Genomic DNA, 16,890 nt, shown 5'->3' with positions numbered 1-16,890 from the left:
ATGGCTCTCAGTTGGGCACGACGACCGAGGCGAAGACGCCGGTGGGTTTCGGCAAGACGCCGGATTGCTGGACGATCGCGAGTTCGACAGGCGTGAGGTCGAATTCGAAGGTGTAGGTCATCACCATCGTGGGGACGGCCTGGCCGCCGTAAAACGGCGCCTGGTTGAAACCGTGCGCATTGCGCGATTCCTCGAAGCCGAACCAATCACCGGGCGGGGTGCCGTCGGTGACGTAGCAATTCCCTCGATGAGGGAAGAGCGACATCAGGATCCGGTTGATTGAGGGGATCGAACCATCGGTGATGTTCGCCGCTGCCTTGGTCATGATCAGCAGTCGATAGGACTCGTCTGACAGAGAGTAGTTGCTGGTGAGCGGGGTGCCTGAATAGAACGCTGCCTGTCCAAAGGGTTCCGACCCCGGCAACGCTTCACCGAAGCCGAACCAGTCGCCGGTCTGGACCTGCAGGATGCGACGGACACCAACGATGCGACCCCAGACATCAAGCCCATAGTCCTGGGCCGTTGCCACATTCCAGATGTAATCGAAGAAGAGATCGAGGTTCTTGGTCGGATCGATGTAGGCGGCAATGTTTTCAATCAGCCGAGTGATGATCGGGCTATTGGCGTACTCGGAGATAATTGTCGTCCAAACGTCGAACGACGGAATATCCCCGATCTGGCTGACGCCAATGATGAACTGCCCGATCCCATTGGACCCCGCTGCGGGGGGCCTGGGATAATCGGGTCCGGTGCCTGTCATCGATCAGCTCAAAGCCACGTTGATATTGGCCGCCGAGACGACCGGGATCTGGTTGATGTTCACCCCGACCTCGAAATGCGTCGCATCGAGCGCACTTGTGCCGATCTCGATCGAGACGATCTGGACCCAGGAACCCAAAGCCGCGACTGCCGAATAGAACCGGCTGGCATAGATCTTCGTGCCGATTTTGGCTCTGATACCGCCATCCTCGCCGCCAAAAGCCGCGATGATTGCATTCTGGACCTGAGTGGCAGCATCGGCGGGGACTTGCGGCCCACTGCTGAGTTTGACGGCGAAGTAGATTGGCAGCGGAGCGGGGATCTGGAACGATACCGGATAGGTCGGATAAGGCGGAACATATCCCGCACTGGTGTCCTGCACCTGCACCGTCGTGTTGCCGTTGTAGGCGCAGCCCGGAGCCTTCTTCGACCAAATGGCTTTGGCGATAGCATTGGAGTCGCCGCCGACCACTGCAACATAGAGCGAGTTCGGATAGAGCGAGACGCCGCCGATCGTCTGCATCGAGTTCGAGACATTTTCGGTCACGTAGGCGTCGATGACATTTGGCACGTTCAGGACTGCGCCAAGGACGGAGGGCAGGCTGCCGAGGGAGTTCAGGGCGACGGACTGCGCTCGCCGGGCTTCGAATGCTGACCGGCTTTCGACATCGTTTCCCAGCACGCCATCTGCCGGATTGGAGATCGAATCCCAACCGGGGATGGCCTGGTAGATCTGGTTCAGCGAACCGGCGGAGCACGGGAGCGGCCCAACCGCCAAGCATTCGAACTGCAGAGTGACGTTCCCGGAAAGCGCGATTGTGCCACCAGCGGTGCAAATATAGCGGTTTCCGTCAGCAGCAAGAGCGAGTGCGCCTGGCGGGATAGCCACACCAGGAAGACCCGTGCACAACGCCTGCACAACTGTTGGCTGCGCCGGGTTTCGCTCAATGAAGTAGATCCGAGCGATAGCATCCTGCATGCGCCCTTCAGCAAAGGCCGGATCGACCTGCTGCGTCGTCCGAAGAAACAGCGCATTGGCGTTGTCGATGACCGCGGTTTCTGAGGCGGCAAGCTGCCCCTGCGGCGTCGGGTTCGTCGTGGAACCATCGTTGGTGGTGAAGTTGAGGTTCCCACCGAACGCGGCGTTGATGTCGGCCTGGACCCCGGCAAGGATATCGGCGGTCGCGGGCACGATGAACCCTTTGTCGGTCCATTGCGGGACCGGCACATTGGTCTGGATTGTCATGGGTTCAGAATCCTGCGGCGGAGGCGTTGCCGTTCTCATCCCAGACCTGGACCTGTCCGCTGACCTTGCGGTCGGTCCAGTCGGTAATGAAGCTTTGTGCCTTGACCACGCCGGGAACCGACATGGCTTGGCGATTGAAATGGGCCTTCATCAGTGAGATAGGCGGCCGCCTGCCGAGAACTTGCTCGAAGTAGGGAATTCCCTGGCTGGTGTCGTAGTAGAGCTCGCCAACGAACAGGCGGATTGCGCTCGCGGCATCCTGGGCGAGGGAATAGGGCTCGCTTGCGACAGCAATGTTGCCGGCCGTATCGGCCGCGAGATCCCAGGTCTCGGTATCGAGAAGCAAAGTGCGAATGTCTGCCTCCCTCAGGTTCCAGGATCCGCCGGCGGGCTGCCGGCGTGACGATGCTGCTGCAGGGTGACGCTGTCACCGCCTCCTGCGCCGGCAGTGATGCCGCCCGGGGTTGAGATGTTGCCTGAACTGTCGATCACGACGCCGTTGAAATTCCAGCCGGCTCCGCTCGAGGAAACCTTGTTGCCGTGCTCGTCCTGCATCGAGATCCCGTCGCCGCTCAGATGGATGAACTTCGTCAGGGCCTGGGCGCTCAGGATCGTATGGGTGTAGATCCCGTCGGAGAGGTCATGGGTCCGGAAGGAGCCGGGGTTCGACTGGATACCCTTGTTCGACTTCAGCGAGGAGATATCGCGATCGGAGATCGACATGACCCCGACATCCCCCACCGAAGGATCCATGACGATGCCAGCACTTCCGCTTTGGCTTCGCGTGGTGGGAATACCGTAGATGATACCGTGATCGGTCTTGTTGCCCTGGCCATCGATCTGGTTGATCAATGGCTGGACATCGACGGTTGCCGGTGCGCCACCGGTACCGCCACCGTGGACGGCAATGATCTTGACGGGAACCGTTGTTCGGACCTTCAACAGAGCCTGTTGGATCTGGAATTCGGCGGCGTTTACGTCGGATGTGTCCGCCGCGGCGCCCTGCTGGCCGAAGTAACCCTCTGGCTTTCCACTCATGCGACACCTGCGGGTGCATCTCCGGGGAGACATTCAAGGGTCATGAACCAGCGCCCCTGCGGGATCATGGATTCGAGCTCGAGGACATATTTCCGGACCTGCCATTCGCCGCATGCGGAGGTGAGATCGCTCTGGATCTTGACCTTCGAGTAGTGCTTCACCGCAGGATTGAAGAGAGCCTTGACGATGACAGCCTGCTGCGAGAAGGCCGGATATCCCACCATGCCGGTTTGCGGCGAGATCAGGACCTCACTGTTCTTTCTGGACTGTCCCGGTTTCACGATCGCGAGCTTTCCGCACTCGACCGTCCAGAAGAACCCGCCGTGCCGCGCCAGTTGTTGCAGCTGTGTCCACGGCGATCCTGCGAAATACGGGTTCGACAGCTTGGCATCGACGCCGGTGTTCTCGAAGCCAAGTCCTAGCTGGCCGGCAATCTGTTTCACCAGGTCAGCGGCATTCGCCGAGCCCTTGACGCTGATCGGCTTGGCTGGCTTTACCGCGTTATAGCCTCCCGGCTGGGCCAGGACCCGAAACGCGACGTCGGGCATACCTTCGGCGTCAACGAAGGCGGTGATGATCTGACCCTCGAAAACGACGGACATCGCATCCTGGCTTTCGCCGGCGAACACTGCGATCTTGTTGTTGAGCCGCTGGGAGAAGTTCTTTCCCACTGTCGAGAGCTGGTTCATCACGCTGAGGGGAAGTCCCCAGATCGATATCGCGGCTTGGCTCTGGCTAAAGCCGCCCTGGTATTCGCAGGTGAAAGAGACGCGATGCCCGGTGATCGTTGCGGTGTTGTCGCCATTCTTGCCAAACGATCCCGACGCCAACTGGAACTGGACGTTGATCAGCTTCTGGCTGAAGGTCATTCGAAGGCCTCGAAAGGAAAAAGGTCAGCCGCATTGAGCCGGGATGATCGTTGACTTCCGATCGGCCCGTGAGAGGATGTCGACAAAGCGGAGGAGAGATGGAAAAGTCTATTCTTTGGGCAATGGTGATTGCCTTAACAACTTGTGCCATTGCTCGGGCCGACAACAGCAGTGAGATCGCCCAAAATTTGGGAGATGTTCTTGCTTCAGAAGAGGCGTGTGGTTTCAGTTTCGATCAGAGTGCAATTGCATCCTACATCACTAAGAACGTTAGTGCATCGGATATGGCTTTTGCCGGTAAGCTTGATTCCTACACCAACGTAAGAAAGAGCTTCGTATCTGATATGTCAGCCTCTTCCAAAATGGCCTTTTGCACCCAAGAAGGCCGCGTCGCCAAAGAGTTCGGTTTTCTAAAATGATCGCTCAGAAAATCTCCATCAGAACACTAATCGCTGCCGGGTTTATTCTTGCAGGTGTATTGAGCACGGCTGCATCCGAGAAAATTCCCTATGCGTCGAGAGTTGGAGAGGATCTCACCATTCGCGAGGCTGCGGGTCTCGACAGCGCAGAGGCTTCGATTTTCGCTGTTCACGACATGGCCGATGCAAAGATGTATTGTCGCGACTATCTCCAGGATCGATCAGCATCTTGCGTCCGAAAGACCATGGCTAGTGATCCCAAATCATTCCAATTTAAGGCGAATTGCGAGACTGGTGTTTTCACCACGGTCGGGGGCCGCTATCGGTTTGTTGGGCCAGCAAAGACGGAGGAGACATCCTCAACTGCCTTTCAGGTCATCGACCTGCAATCCGGTGAAGACTTGGATGGGTCCTCGGCTAGCGGATATCCGGTTGCCATGACCGTGTTTCGCAAGCTTTGTCCTTCCAGGGCGAAGGGCGAGGATTTTAAGCAGTGACCGCGTCCGGAATGAGGTCGGCTGGCTCCAGATAGGCAAGGCTGTAACGCGTCCCTAGTCCAGCATAGGCAGGATCGGACATGCCCTGATTATCGATAAAACCAAGATCACCAGCAAACCCGAGATAAGCCGATCGCACGATCCTGTTCAGGTTCTGGCAGGCGACACCACCAACGATCAGCACGTTATCGACATAGAGATCGAGGTAGAGGCCGCCAGCCTTGGTATAGACATTGATCTGGCAGTTCTGGCCACCAAGCAGGATGGAGATCGCCTGGTTCGGCACCGACTGCAAAGGGACGATCTGCATCGGTGCCTCAATTATCTCCGCGCGGAGTTTGGCCTACCGCGGTAGGCGAATAGTTTACAAAGCCGGGTGTCGTGGCAGATTGTGCCGGTGTAGGCGTAGATGGCTGGACTGCGCCGCCGTTCACCTGTGAAGAGGCACCAGGATCCTGGGCGTTTTGCGCGTTCATCGTGGCCGTCTGCCTGATTTCGGTCAGCCAGACATCAACGGTTAGCAGGCCGGCGCCCGAATCCGCACTTCGGCGATAGTCATAGTGATTGATGTTGCAGCTGGTGTAGACCTTCTCCGGCGTCACGACGTCATAGAGATTGAGGTCGCCGGCGATGGCTTCGATCGAGGCGAGGAAAGCGGCCCTGTCACCTTCCGAGCCACCAGCCGAAAACCTCACCCTTGCCAGAAATGGGCTGGCAACCTTGTCGTAGCTTTCGAAGCTACCGCGCTCGACCGGGTAATCTCCGATCGTCCACTCGTTGCGGAATTCAAATGCGACGACATTGTCGGCTAGGACCAGCGGAAAGCCGAAGAAGTAGATCCCCCATTGCGAGAACCCCAGCAGGCCGCCGAAGATCGAGGCGATGTCGCTAGTAATCAGGTTTAGGGCGGCGCCGGCAGGACCGGCGAACACGACAGAGGGCACTCCCGGCGCGTTTGGAACATTTACCGGGAATGCCATCGTCAGTTCGGTCCATTGTTGGCGGCTGAGGCCGTCGCGTTGCGCCGAATCGAATCATGCAGGCTGGCGGCGATGCCGTTGGCATCCTTGGCCTGGGTATGGATCTCGACCTTGTTGATGTTGGTGGTCGAGGAACTCGACGAACTGGACGACCGGCGGTTGTCGTTGGTGGTGCTGCCAGCGGCTACAGCCGCGCCCTTGGCACCAGTCAATACGCTGCTTGAAGCCCCAGACGGCTGAGGCATCTTATATGCACCCAACCAATTTCGAGCGTTCGCCACACGCGTTCCAGTCGAATTGTCGCCATATCCCTCATAGGCCTTGCCGATCTTGCCGGCATTGCTGAGATCTTGCTGCCTCTTCCATGTTGGAAGCATGCGCTCAGCTTCCTTCGCGAAGAAGTCGACCTGCACATTGAAATCCCGCCAATTGGCGCCTCCGAATTTTTTGAGAGCGGTAAGCCGACTGCGGTTCCACTGGAACATCCCCCAGGATCCCCCTGGGACGCTCGGATCGCCCATCGGCCCATCAGAACGAATTCCACTTTCCTGTTGTGCGTTACCTGCCGCTATGGCGGCTGCAGCCGGCGTCCAACCATGGACGGTGGTGAGACGATCCATTAGACGCTTGGCTCTATCAGCCATCTGGCCAGAAACTTTTCCGGCCGTGGCACCTGAAAACGTCCCGACCCCCTCTCCCGCGCGACTGCCCTTGCTGCCGCTCTTACCACCTCCGAATAGACTGCCGAAGAAGCCTCCACCGCCACCGGTTGCTCCGCTGCCGCCCGACGACCCGCCGCCGCCGCCGCCAAACCCCAGCCACTTGCCTAGGGTCTGAAGCCAGTTTTCGCCGCCGCCCTGGTTATTCGCCAAGGTGACCGGCATCGGGTTGCCGCGGTTGATCGGCCGGCCGTCGACCGAGAGATTTCCGCCAAGCCGGTCATTCGGGATGATCGTGCCGTTGGCACTGGCGTCGAGGATTTCAGGGCCGCGCTCACCGACGAGATACCGTCGACCGGCTGACACCGGACCACCTGCGGCCCTGGCGCCGTCGACCTTTCCAGAGGATCCGCCGCCGAAGAAATTGATGATGCTCTCGGCAATGCTCCCCTTGCGAACCGAGGCAGACAGAGCGCCGTTCGGATCACCGTACTGCGTGCTGTTCTCAGGGGTGTTCCCGTTGAAAGCCGAACCGTTGAGGATCTTGGTAATCTCCCACTTCTTGGAGCGCTCGTTGAAATCTTCGAGCGCCTTGAGCACGGAAACCACTGCGCCGATGTTGTCGGCTGCAGACTTGAAGGCGGATGCGATCGAGTTCGCATACTCGACAACCCTATCGCCGATCAGCTCCTTGTTTGCATTCACCCACTCGGTCATTCTGTTGACAATAGGCGTCAGCGCCGGCTCAAGGGCTCTGATGCCTTTCTCGATGAGATTCCTGACCGACTGATAGATGTTGTTCCAGGCTTCCTGGAACTTCTGAGCGTTCTGGATATCTTGGTTCGATGGCGCCAAGTCCTTCCGGAGTCCGATGACCTTGGACAACTCCTGGCCGTATTTCAGCATGAGCTGATAGGTGCCAGGATCGATGCTCAGGGCCCGCGCATACATCGCGGCCTTTTGAGGATCGGTCTTCTCGACCTTCTGCAGCGCCGCGGCGAGCTGATCGAGGAAATCGACCATGGATCCGCGCGGGTCGATCTTGCCACCAACCATGGCTCGGAGCTGCCAGAACTCTTGCGGCAGATCACCGTTGGCGGTCCGGAAGCGGGTCAGAGAATTCGATAGGCCATCGATCGTGCCGGCGGTCGCCTCAGCTGTTCCACCGACTTCACCGACGACTTTGCCGATCGCGCCGACATACTGAGGGGCCATGCCGACTGTGCGGCTGAATCGACCCAGAGCGGCATCAGCGCTCATGAGATCCGAAACGAATTTCGTGATGCTCTTGGTGCCGGTGAAGATGGCGAACAGTGCCAGGGCTTCAACGGCGATCTTCTTGATGCCGTCGGCGGCCTTACGACCCGATTCCTCGATCGCCTTGGACGATTTGACAGCCTCATCCTTGGTCTTCAGGAAGGATTCCGCCGCCTTTTTCTGGCCCTTCGTGAACTCGCTCGGATCGAGACCGAGTTCGACGACGAGGCTATCGATCAAGGTGGGCACGGGTCATTCCCTCTGCTTTTCCTGGTACCTGGCGATTGCAAGGCGGTTGTGAGCGTCGACGCTCAACACCTCGAGGAGGTCGTAGACGTCCTCAACTGACAGGCGCTCCTGGAGATCGATCAGCGCGGCCGTCTTGTTGGCGGAGTGCGAGAGAAGTCCACCGATGGACGCGGGAAGGTTTGGGTATTCGAGGAGCTCGGGTCCGTCGAGGGCGCCGGAGAAGTCGGTTCCGAGGTCCTCCCTTTCGAGAAAAAACTGGTGTGCAACTCCAGGACCTCCTGGCGCAGCCGCAGCAGCGTCGAGACTTCCTCGATATCCTCGTCGACCATGAGAGGGCGGACAACCTCCGGCCGTTTCGGGTCCGGCTTGATGGAAATGCAATCGAGCATCTCGTCGAGCAAAGGCTCTGCATCCGCGAAATCCATTCGCATGATCGCCTGAACCCCGACGATGGCCAGAGACCGCATGCCGCCGGACGCAAAACCCTCGGGCAGATCGACACCGGACTTGCCGACAGCGATCAGTGCTCGCATCGCCCAGCGTTCCGCCTTGAGCGCTGACATCTCTCGGATCTGGAACGTCTTGCCCTGATCACGGCCGTCTTCCGTGATGGTCACATCACTCGTCTTGCGCAAAGCTCATCTCCGCTTAGTTCGGGACCGCCCGGATGCCCTGCCACGTGATGGTGTAGCGCCTGGGCTGGAGCAGCTTCTTGACGGCCGGAATGGAGGGGAACGAGGTCAGAAACCCCTTGTTCATCACATAGGACCGGCCAGTCGACACGATGTTCGAGGTGCCGTTGGCGGTATAGGTGTCCAGGGCGGCTTTCTGCTGCGCCGCCCAGGTCTCGAAAATCAGGTTCGATGCCGAATCCGCCTGCAGTGCGATCGTCTGTTTGACAGGCACGTGGACAAAGCCGCCGGACAGGATGCCGTCGACGCCCATGGTCGTTTCCGCGATCTCTTGGGTATCGGCGTCGAAAACATCATCGGCGGCGAAGCCTTGGAGCGTGACGGGGCTGTTGAACAACCCCGGAATCGCAATCGTGATGATGCAGCTGGCGCCAGTAAGCGTAGCCATTGAAAGGTCTCCGAATTTTCAGGTTGGGGCTTACTGGACGAGGACGCTGTTCAGCACGATCTGCTGCACGGACTGGCCGTCCATGTAGAAGAAGTTGCAGGGCGGCGTCTGGCGAGCCTGTCGGGTCTGCGGGGCCGCATCCTTGACCTGCAGATACCAACCCTGCGTCGACAGAAGCTCGTCGACACGTTGACCAACGGTGTTGTTGATCTCCGCGGCCTGGGCTTTGGAGAGCGTGACGCCGGCGCGGATCGCACCGAAGTTCAGACCGCCGCTAATGGGGTCCATGCAGGCGACCTTGATCAGCTCGTAGCCCTGGACGTTATAGGGCACCGAATTGACGTTCACGAGCAGCTCCATCAAGGCGAGCTGGAGCGCATTGTTTAGCCAGATCTGGTTGACGTAGCTGTCCAGCCATTCGAAGCGGCCGGAGATCTGCCCCGGCTGGAGCATCAGGAACTGCTGGTTCGCCGTCGCATAGGCGCCATAGAAGTTGTAGCCGTTGGCGATCAGGTTGCTGGCAACCGTGGCGTCGGTGACATCGGCGACGAGACCATCTTGGCCTCGGAAGGCAAAGGTGATCCGGCCGTTCGTGGCGTCGAAGTCGATCGACGCCGCGGCACCGCAGACGAATGCAGCCTTGTTCGGCCCATCGGTCGGGCTCCAGACCAGGCAGGTGCCGTCCATCTTCGCACCGAAGACCAGCGCGCCAAGCGAGCTCGCAGCGTTGGAGCTCTCGGTCGGAGTGACGTCGGTATCCCAGGCGATATAGGCCCATCGTTCATCCTGGCCGTTGGCCCAGGTCGAGAACTTGAGCTTCTGAGCGTTTCCGTTGCCGCCATCAGGGTCGAACAGCGTCATGAAGGTCGCCCAGTTCTGAGTAACCTGTGTGAGCTTCGTCATGAAGGGCCCCGGAGACGCCGCATCCGCGCCTTGCGACGGGTTCGCGCCGGTGGCCTGCGTGAGGTAAAGAGCGGCTGCGGCAGTGCCGGTGGCAAAGGCGATCGAGGATGCTGCACCCGTGATGCCGGAAGCGATCACGAAGTCGCCGCCGACCGAGTCGAAGCTGACATCGACGGGCGCCGGCGCCGCGGTGATCGTGCCGCTGGCAACGGTCTGGGTCTTCTGGACGTAATAGGTGCCGAGGAGACCTTCGCCGGTGCCGAGGGCAGTGATCATCGTTCCGGCTGTGACGCCAGTGCCGGACAGAACCTGCCCGACCGACAGGGTGCCAGAAGCAACAGCAGTGACTGTCAGGACGCCATAGGTCGCCGAGAAAGCGACGTTGTTCACGGCCTGGGCCGCTGAGACCGCATAGTCGCCGATGCCGCCGGGTGTACCGTTGATTTGCGAGGTAATCTGGGTGCCGTTGATGACGCCGGTTCCGGCGATGATCGCGCCAGGCACCAGCGTTCCCGACGTCACTGCGGTGACGGTGAGGACATTGCCGGCAATCGAGCCAGTGAAAGCCGCTGTCGCTGCTGCAATCGCTCCGGTGACCGAGGCAACATTGGCGATGTTGGCGTTGAGATCCTGCTCGATCAGGGCGGCAGCCGCGCTGAAACTGGTAGCGGTGGCAAGATCGACAATCGCAGCTGAGCGGGGATAGCCGTCGACGACGATCTGAAGCGAGCCGGAGATCCCCTGCAACTGGGCCAGCGTCAGCTTGTTCGCCGGGCCACCGCGAAGAAGAGCCGGGACGGCCGCCGAGTTGTATTGGGTGAACAGGATCGAAGCCGGCTTCTTCGTCGATCCGTTGAAGCCGCTGAAATAGGTCGTGGCGAGTGCGGCCTCCTGGGAGGACAGGCCGAAGTAATTGGCGACAGAGACGCCGTCATTCGGAAACGACAGAACCTCGTCGATCGGGACGCGCGTGCTCTGGGTGAGCAAGATCCCGTTCATGACGAGGGCCGCACCTCCCGCGCTGAGAACGTTCGGGATGACGCGGACGAGTTGAGAGGCAGGGATCGTGGTCAAGGTGTGATCCTCGGGGTTGAACGACTGTTTTTTGGGAGACGCTGCCGATCCGCTCAGAGCGGGAAATCGGCCTGGACGTTATGGGTGCTGACACTGACGCTGTCGGCGAACTGCTGCGGCACGGTCAGCGACGCGTTGACCTGCAGAACGGCATTGACGATCCAGCGCCATTCCCATTGCTGCTCGCCGTTGACGAACGGGATCTGTTTCGGGTCGTCGGCATAGAGCGCTGCCACGTCTGGTCCGACAGCCGCGAAGAGATCGACACCAACTGGATCGCGCATCAGGGTTGTGATGGTCTGGGCGTTGTCGCCGCTGTTCGGACCGTGGATGTCAAGCTGGATCGTCACCTGGGTGGGCTGCATGATCTCTTCAGATCCGCTTGCCAGCACGCCGGCGGCGACCGTCTGGGCCAGGGAGACCGTATAGGTGCCGATCCCTCCGGTGCCGGTCCCCAAGGCCGTGATTGTCGTGCCTGCGGCGACGCCAGATCCGAATAGGGCCTGTCCGACCGCAATCGAGCCCAGCGCCATTTCCGTGACCGTCAACTCGGTGCCGCTGATGGAACCGACAAAGCTGACGTCGTGCGGGGTATGGATGTTCGTCGAGAGCCGGTTTCGCAGGATCGGAACCATCAGGACATAATCTTCACCCTGAGGCTCCGGGACCCGATTGTCCTGCCCCTGAACGACCTCGACGGCCGCCGGCAGAATGGCGGTCAGGAACGAGCGCAGTGCAACGAAGATTGCGGACTGCGTCGGCGCGGGTACCAGGGACACGGGTCAGCTTCCATTCTGAAGGGTGATGGCAACCTTGCACCAGTCCGGCCAGGCCTCGAGCACATGTGCCGCGAGCCAGACATCGCCCTCGGGAAGCGTCCCGGCCGGGAACACGATGAGATCGCCGCCGCGCTCGTCGACACGAACGATGCCCATCACGGCACCGTTGAGGTAGATCGCGCGCCGGACGCCCTGGATGTTTTGGGAATCGAGCCTGGTGATGTCGGTATAGGTCAGCGCCTGGACCTGCACCCGGGCTGGGAACTCGGTGTATGCGGGGACGCGGTTGCCGTCAGGCTGGATCGTGTAGCCGGCGGAACGCTTGACCGTCGCCGAGACAAACGGGTTCACGATGCCGATCGCTGGGGCGACGATGCTGTGCAAATTCATGTCTTCACCCGATAGTCAGCGCTGCGCATCATATGGCCGGTGTCGACGAGTTGCTTGTCATTGCCCTTCTTCGCGACTGTGATCGGCGAAAGGGCAGGGCCGACATAGTCGGCAACGGCCTGTTGCAGCTGCCCTTTGATCCCTTCACCCATGCGGCCTAATGTCTTCGCTGCGTCGTACTCAGTTTCCTTGAGCTGCGTCGCGATCGCCTTCGGCCATTCCGGGCTCTTCTCCTGGATCATGCCGCGGAAGAACGGTCGGGGCGGCGTCGTGCCGTGCCCGAATTCGTTCAGTGCCGCAACCAATGCGACGGACGTCCCGTCAGGATAGGTCGCGTTCTCAAGGAACCCGACATCAACCGCCGCCGCCTTGGTGACGTTCTTGGCGATCTTGGCAAGGGCAGCTTCCAACTTGTCGCCGCCCTTTATCTTGACCATCAGGGCTGCTCAGCGGCCTGCGGTGCGTCAGGGCTGGCCTCGGCGGGATTATCCGCTGGGGTAGGAGCGGGATCGCTCTCATGGGCTTCCTGGGGCTCGCCAGCCGAATTCGGTTCGGCGTTCTCGTCGCCGGTACCGGGCTGCTCACCCTTATCCTGCTGCTCGCCGCTTTCCGACTGCTGCTGCTCGCCATCATGTTCGCCGGCGGCGTCGCTCTCAGACTTCTGGCCTTCGACCAGCTCGGCCTTCTGCTCTTCATTCGCGGGCTGCTCCGTGGCCTGCGGACGGGAAGCCAGATAGTGCGCTTCTGCCTCCTCCAGCATCGGCTTGAACCGGTCCTGAAAGGCCTGCAACTCTGCGATCTGGGTTGTCAGCTGCTGGTTGGCGAGCAGGAGATCGCGGATCTTGTATCCCATCGCGTCGATGTCCATCGACAGGGCTCCTTTGTCATCGGTAGGGGAATGGCGTCGGGGCTGGGGCAGGGAAGCTGAAGCCTCCAAGCCAATAGGGGCGCGCCAGTTGCCAGAACAGCGCGCCATAGGTGGTCTGGACGTACCAGGCCTGATTTTGCGTGGACTGGAAATCGAGCTGGACTGAGACGCTGCCCTCGGTGGCGCTGGCGATGCGGCCGACGAGGCCGGTTGCAGGGCTGGCGGCGGTACCGAAATTGAGCTGGCAGAGGTGGGCGACCATCAGCCAGAGGAAATTGGTCTGGTCCTGAGGATCGGTGACGCAACCGATGAACCCGGCGATGACTTGCCTCGCGAGGGGCAGGATTCGCGCCGTGATCTGCTGGTTGGTGACGTTTGAGAACTCAGGATAGGCAGCGGCCCAGTCCTGATAGACGAAGGGGACTGGGTCGCTCATGTTTGCCTCGAAGGATCAGGCCGCTTGGGCCGTCTCGACGTTCTGTCGCTTGAACTCGGGGATCACATTTTTGGGATAGTGCGGCTCGAAACCGACGATTTCCTTCTTGCGCCCTTCGGTTTCGGCCTTGATCTCGTCAGTCGACGTCATGACGATGATGTTGTCAGAGGTCACGGCAGGATGCAGCGCGTTCTGCTTCATCCATTCCTTCATGAACTCAGCATTGACCCTGGTGACGGCGAAGCCATTCACGATCAGAGTCGTGGGAGCTCGGTCAACGGGGGTTGCCCATCCCTTGAGCGTGACAGCGGGGCCAACCTTGTTCCAGACCTCGACCTTCCTGGAGCCGCCACCCATGACGGGCTCCTGATTGAAGGACTTCTCCTGGAGCTGAAGAACCAGACCATGAGGGAGCCGGCAACCGACGATAACCATTTCGTCCATGTCAGACCCCCAACATCTGCGAGATCGCGACTGGGTAGCGAATGATCGCGCCCCAGGTTCCCGCGGTCTTCTTCTGCCTCCACGCCGATCCGGTCTGGACAATGGCATGATCGCGCGACTTCTCGTTGAAGGCGCAGAAGCCGGTATCATGGCCGTCAAACTTGTCGGCGATGAGCTGAACGACATTGCCCGCTCCGGTCGTGTAACGCGGCGAAGTCTTCACCTTGAGATTGGGGAAGCTCTTCGCCAGCATGTCGCCGACCGTGATGCCGAAGCTGTTGGTCGCGGTCATCGCGACGTCCGATCCGGGCGACATCGCCAAGGTAAGGGCGTCGCTGCGCTTCACACGGCCTTGCGTCTGCGCCACAAGCTTGTTGAAGATAGCCTGGATATCGGCATAGACCTCGTTCGCGGTGGCGTTGATGACGCCGCCGGCTGTGATCCAGGTGACGCCACCGGCCGCCTTGGTGGCGGGGGTGAGTGCGGCCGACAGCGCCGGATCATTCAGAAGGCCGTAGTTCTGCAGGCCAGAAACACCGTTGTGATAGGTGTAGTCCTGGAACTTGGATAGGGTCGCGGCAGCCGACATCTGCTTCTCGGAAACCCAATTCAGCTTGGCGTTGGCCATCCTGGCCTCTTCCAGTTCGCCATATTCGATATGCGTCTGGTAGAGATAGGACTGCCTCTGCGGGAAGGTCGCGTTGGCGTCGGACTGGCCGTTGTTGTTCTGGTCGCCATAGCTGGAGACCTCGCCGGTGTTCTCGACGACGGTGAACATGGCGGTCTGGGTTGTCCAGTCTCCTTCCTTGCGCTCGCCGAGGATGTTGGCGCCTTCATTCGGCGCCTGCAGCACCCGGATGACCTCCGGATCGATGAAGGTCGTGTAGATGGCAGGAACACCGCTGGAGCCGGGGCCGACGGCCAGTGTCGGCTGGGCATCGAGGGCGACCTGGAAGTTCCGTTTGAAGGCGTCAGGCATCCAATCCTGAGCCATGAGGACGATGCCCCAATCCCGCTCCAGGCGGGCAAATTCAGTGTTTCGCATGTTCGATTTGCCCCGTGAGGTTAGATTGTGTCGGTCATCTTGACCAGTTCACCAGCGGCACCGGCGGTGGCCGCATAGAACTTGGTCTCGATGCTGCCGGCGACGGTAGCACCCGCGGCGGCGAACGAGATCGTCCCGTCGGCGAGTTTGGCGAAGGCCTTCTGGCCGACAGTGCCGGCGCTGGCGCCGGCATTGGTGACCCAGATGTCAACGCCGCTGAATACGTCGCCCACCGCGAAGCCAGCCGGAATGGTGTTGCCGTATTCCGTGAGGTATGTGGTGATGAGCGCCTGCTCGGTGCGAGCGACAATGCCTGTCGGCAGTCCGGTGCCGGTGTTCGACAGGATGCGCCCGGTAGCGTCGGCCCAGACGAAAAGACCGACGGTGACACCGCTGGCACCGGCGACAAAGCCGCCTTCCACGGTGAGCGCCGAATGGCGCGGATTGACAGAGGCGAGCTGGCCAGCAACGGCAGGCGCCTGGGTCATATAGACCTGCTTCTGGAAAGGCATCGGCGAGGATCCTTATTTCAGACGGCCAGCGTTCGGGAAACGCTTGGAGTAAGCGTCCTCGGCGGCGGCATCCATGGCGGGGAGGGTGGGAGCGCTGGCCTTCGGCACGGGGAGGGCCTTGAGCAGCGGGCGAAGGGCGACGGCCGGCACACCGGCGATGTCGACCTTCATCGCCTTCAGGGCGTGACGATAGACGTCCTCGGCGCTGTCGCAGGCCACGGCGATCTCGCCGACATAGGGACGTACCTCCTGCTCAGCGGTCCTGAGATCGCGAGCCTGTTGCCGGACGCGTTCGACGGCGTCGGTGGTGGCGGAGCGGATTGCAGCGTCCATGGCGGACTTGCTGACCTTCTCCTCCTTGTCATCGTCGTCGTCTTCGTCCTCGGCACCGTCGTCCTCGTCGCAGGCTTCCTTGTCCTTGGCGCCCTTGTCCTTGGCCGGTTTCTTGGCCTTGTCGTCGTCCTCCTCGGACTCGTCTTCGGCCTTGTCCTTCTTGTCGTCGTCGGGGTCTTCGTCCTCGCCGCGCGGATCCATGTCGTCCTGGGCGATGTCGAGCGCGATGCTCATGTCATCGAGCTTGGCGTCAGCGGCGAGCTTGCCGGCGGTCGCCTTCTTGACGCCCTCAATGATGGCGTTGCGCTTCTCGCCGAAATTCTTCGATGTGATGCCGGCGAGGATCGGCTTCAGATCGATCTTGGCATCCTGCGCCAGTTTCGGCCGCAGGTAGACCATGAGCGCGCTCTGGGCCACGGCCCCTTTGCGCGTCAAAACAGGCTTGGAGGCCATGTCGTCTTTCTCCATGGGTGGGGTTATTGCGCTGTCGTGCACAAGCACGTCCGGGCCAGCGCGACCCTGTTCAACGAGGGCGAGATGATTGCCCCCGATGTCTCTCATCACGCCGTCAAAGGGCTCCCCCTCAGGCGTCGTGCCCGGCGTCATGTCCGGGCGATAGCGATATCCGCACGACAGCTCGCGCTGCTTTTTGGACTGAACCAGGTCGATCGCTTCGCCTTCCCAGATCGTGAGCGGCGCTGTCAGGTAAGGCGGGTCGAAGTTGACCGGAGAGCCGATGGAGCCGACGGTGAGTTCTTTCGGGTGTTCGTCGGCGTTCACGGGTTGGTGCCGGATCAGCAGGGGCTTGCCCTCGAAGCTACCGGCGGCCCGCGCCAGTTCGTCGGGGTGACGATAGAGCCGATAGATCCGCTCCGGATCGAGGCCGAGGCGTTCGAAGTCGGGGATCTCGCGGCCATAGTAGGGGTTCACCACGGCCTTGCTGATCGGCGTCCGCTCGACATGGAGGTGGCCGTCGGCATCGATCGAACGCACGGATGCGCGATCGAGCGCAATCTCGTCGCTCGAGGAGGTCAGCATGTCATTTTCCGGGGG

22 protein-coding genes are annotated in these 16,890 nt (G+C 60.7%); 2 read left to right on the top strand and 20 right to left on the bottom strand.

Annotation, left to right across the window (positions count from 1 at the left end; genetic code table 11):
- Positions 1-7: 7 nt before the first annotated feature.
- From ACZYTC_RS10165 to ACZYTC_RS10145, 5 genes are read right to left on the bottom strand one after another with little or no spacing between them, the layout of a single operon-like run.
- The gene (locus ACZYTC_RS10165) at positions 8-760 is read right to left on the bottom strand and encodes a DUF2612 domain-containing protein (protein WP_488989501.1); all 753 of its coding nucleotides are present in this window, start codon (positions 758-760) and stop codon (positions 8-10) included.
- A 3-nt stretch (positions 761-763) separates the two neighbouring features.
- Positions 764-2,005, bottom strand: coding sequence for a baseplate J/gp47 family protein (locus ACZYTC_RS10160; protein ID WP_488989500.1), 1,242 nt, complete (start codon positions 2,003-2,005; stop codon positions 764-766).
- Positions 2,006-2,009: 4 nt separating this feature from the next.
- Positions 2,010-2,351 (bottom strand): contractile injection system sheath initiator, encoded by a 342-nt coding sequence (locus ACZYTC_RS10155; protein WP_488989499.1) that lies wholly within the window; start codon positions 2,349-2,351, stop codon positions 2,010-2,012.
- Positions 2,352-2,371: 20 nt separating this feature from the next.
- Entirely contained in the window at positions 2,372-3,043 is a 672-nt protein-coding gene (locus ACZYTC_RS10150; protein ID WP_488989498.1) for a hypothetical protein, read from the bottom strand.
- The gene (locus tag ACZYTC_RS10145; RefSeq protein ID WP_441773146.1) at positions 3,040-3,912 is read right to left on the bottom strand and encodes a baseplate hub protein; all 873 of its coding nucleotides are present in this window, start codon (positions 3,910-3,912) and stop codon (positions 3,040-3,042) included. The genes ACZYTC_RS10150 and ACZYTC_RS10145 overlap by 4 nt, the downstream gene beginning before the upstream one ends.
- A gap of 98 nt (positions 3,913-4,010) precedes the next feature.
- On the opposite strand from ACZYTC_RS10145, the gene ACZYTC_RS10140 reads away from it, so the two are divergent.
- Complete coding sequence (locus ACZYTC_RS10140) at positions 4,011-4,331, top strand: signal recognition particle (protein WP_488989497.1); 321 nt, start codon at positions 4,011-4,013, stop codon at positions 4,329-4,331.
- Positions 4,328-4,828 carry a hypothetical protein gene (locus tag ACZYTC_RS10135; RefSeq protein WP_488989496.1) on the top strand — a complete coding sequence of 167 codons (501 nt, stop codon included), beginning with the start codon at positions 4,328-4,330 and terminating at the stop codon, positions 4,826-4,828. The genes ACZYTC_RS10140 and ACZYTC_RS10135 overlap by 4 nt, the downstream gene beginning before the upstream one ends.
- Here ACZYTC_RS10135 and ACZYTC_RS10130 read toward each other — a convergent pair.
- The 15 genes from ACZYTC_RS10130 to ACZYTC_RS10060 form a co-directional block, all read right to left on the bottom strand.
- Positions 4,818-5,138, bottom strand: coding sequence for a phage baseplate plug family protein (locus tag ACZYTC_RS10130; RefSeq protein ID WP_488989495.1), 321 nt, complete (start codon positions 5,136-5,138; stop codon positions 4,818-4,820). The two genes, ACZYTC_RS10135 and ACZYTC_RS10130, sit on opposite strands and share 11 nt — an antisense overlap.
- A gap of 7 nt (positions 5,139-5,145) precedes the next feature.
- The gene (locus ACZYTC_RS10125) at positions 5,146-5,760 is read right to left on the bottom strand and encodes a hypothetical protein (RefSeq protein ID WP_488989494.1); all 615 of its coding nucleotides are present in this window, start codon (positions 5,758-5,760) and stop codon (positions 5,146-5,148) included.
- 50 nt (positions 5,761-5,810) lie between these two features.
- Positions 5,811-7,973: a phage tail tip lysozyme gene (locus ACZYTC_RS10120; protein ID WP_488989493.1), complete on the bottom strand. Its 2,163-nt coding sequence runs from the start codon at positions 7,971-7,973 to the stop codon at positions 5,811-5,813.
- 119 nt (positions 7,974-8,092) lie between these two features.
- Positions 8,093-8,608, bottom strand: coding sequence for a hypothetical protein (locus tag ACZYTC_RS10115; RefSeq protein WP_488989492.1), 516 nt, complete (start codon positions 8,606-8,608; stop codon positions 8,093-8,095).
- A gap of 13 nt (positions 8,609-8,621) precedes the next feature.
- The gene (locus ACZYTC_RS10110; protein WP_434956196.1) at positions 8,622-9,053 is read right to left on the bottom strand and encodes a phage tail fiber protein; all 432 of its coding nucleotides are present in this window, start codon (positions 9,051-9,053) and stop codon (positions 8,622-8,624) included.
- Between the two features lie 30 nt (positions 9,054-9,083).
- A complete protein-coding gene (locus ACZYTC_RS10105) occupies positions 9,084-11,030 on the bottom strand; it encodes a DUF3383 family protein (protein ID WP_488989491.1) in 1,947 nt (648 codons plus the stop codon).
- Positions 11,031-11,083: 53 nt separating this feature from the next.
- Positions 11,084-11,809, bottom strand: a complete 726-nt coding sequence (locus ACZYTC_RS10100; protein ID WP_488989490.1) for a phage neck terminator protein — start codon at positions 11,807-11,809, stop codon at positions 11,084-11,086.
- 3 nt (positions 11,810-11,812) lie between these two features.
- Positions 11,813-12,199 (bottom strand): hypothetical protein, encoded by a 387-nt coding sequence (locus ACZYTC_RS10095; RefSeq protein WP_488989489.1) that lies wholly within the window; start codon positions 12,197-12,199, stop codon positions 11,813-11,815.
- Positions 12,196-12,636 carry a hypothetical protein gene (locus tag ACZYTC_RS10090; RefSeq protein WP_488989488.1) on the bottom strand — a complete coding sequence of 147 codons (441 nt, stop codon included), beginning with the start codon at positions 12,634-12,636 and terminating at the stop codon, positions 12,196-12,198. Before ACZYTC_RS10090 ends, ACZYTC_RS10095 begins: the two co-directional genes overlap by 4 nt.
- Positions 12,636-13,067 carry a hypothetical protein gene (locus tag ACZYTC_RS10085; protein WP_488989487.1) on the bottom strand — a complete coding sequence of 144 codons (432 nt, stop codon included), beginning with the start codon at positions 13,065-13,067 and terminating at the stop codon, positions 12,636-12,638. Before ACZYTC_RS10085 ends, ACZYTC_RS10090 begins: the two co-directional genes overlap by 1 nt.
- Before the next feature lie 16 nt (positions 13,068-13,083).
- On the bottom strand, positions 13,084-13,503 hold the full coding sequence (locus ACZYTC_RS10080) for a DUF4054 domain-containing protein (protein WP_488989486.1): 420 nt from the start codon (positions 13,501-13,503) through the stop codon (positions 13,084-13,086).
- 15 nt (positions 13,504-13,518) lie between these two features.
- Positions 13,519-13,947, bottom strand: coding sequence for a hypothetical protein (locus ACZYTC_RS10075; protein WP_488989485.1), 429 nt, complete (start codon positions 13,945-13,947; stop codon positions 13,519-13,521).
- Between the two features lies 1 nt (position 13,948).
- On the bottom strand, positions 13,949-14,992 hold the full coding sequence (locus ACZYTC_RS10070; RefSeq protein WP_488989484.1) for a hypothetical protein: 1,044 nt from the start codon (positions 14,990-14,992) through the stop codon (positions 13,949-13,951).
- Positions 14,993-15,012: 20 nt separating this feature from the next.
- The gene (locus tag ACZYTC_RS10065) at positions 15,013-15,504 is read right to left on the bottom strand and encodes a structural cement protein Gp24 (protein ID WP_488989483.1); all 492 of its coding nucleotides are present in this window, start codon (positions 15,502-15,504) and stop codon (positions 15,013-15,015) included.
- A 12-nt stretch (positions 15,505-15,516) separates the two neighbouring features.
- Positions 15,517-16,875, bottom strand: coding sequence for a DUF2213 domain-containing protein (locus tag ACZYTC_RS10060; protein ID WP_488989482.1), 1,359 nt, complete (start codon positions 16,873-16,875; stop codon positions 15,517-15,519).
- Positions 16,876-16,890 lie beyond the last annotated feature (15 nt).

The sequence above is a fragment of the Labrys sp. F242 genome (assembly GCF_057813875.1).
The sequence above is the reverse complement of the archived record's forward strand: the minus strand, read 5'-3'. Positions and strand labels throughout refer to the sequence as shown.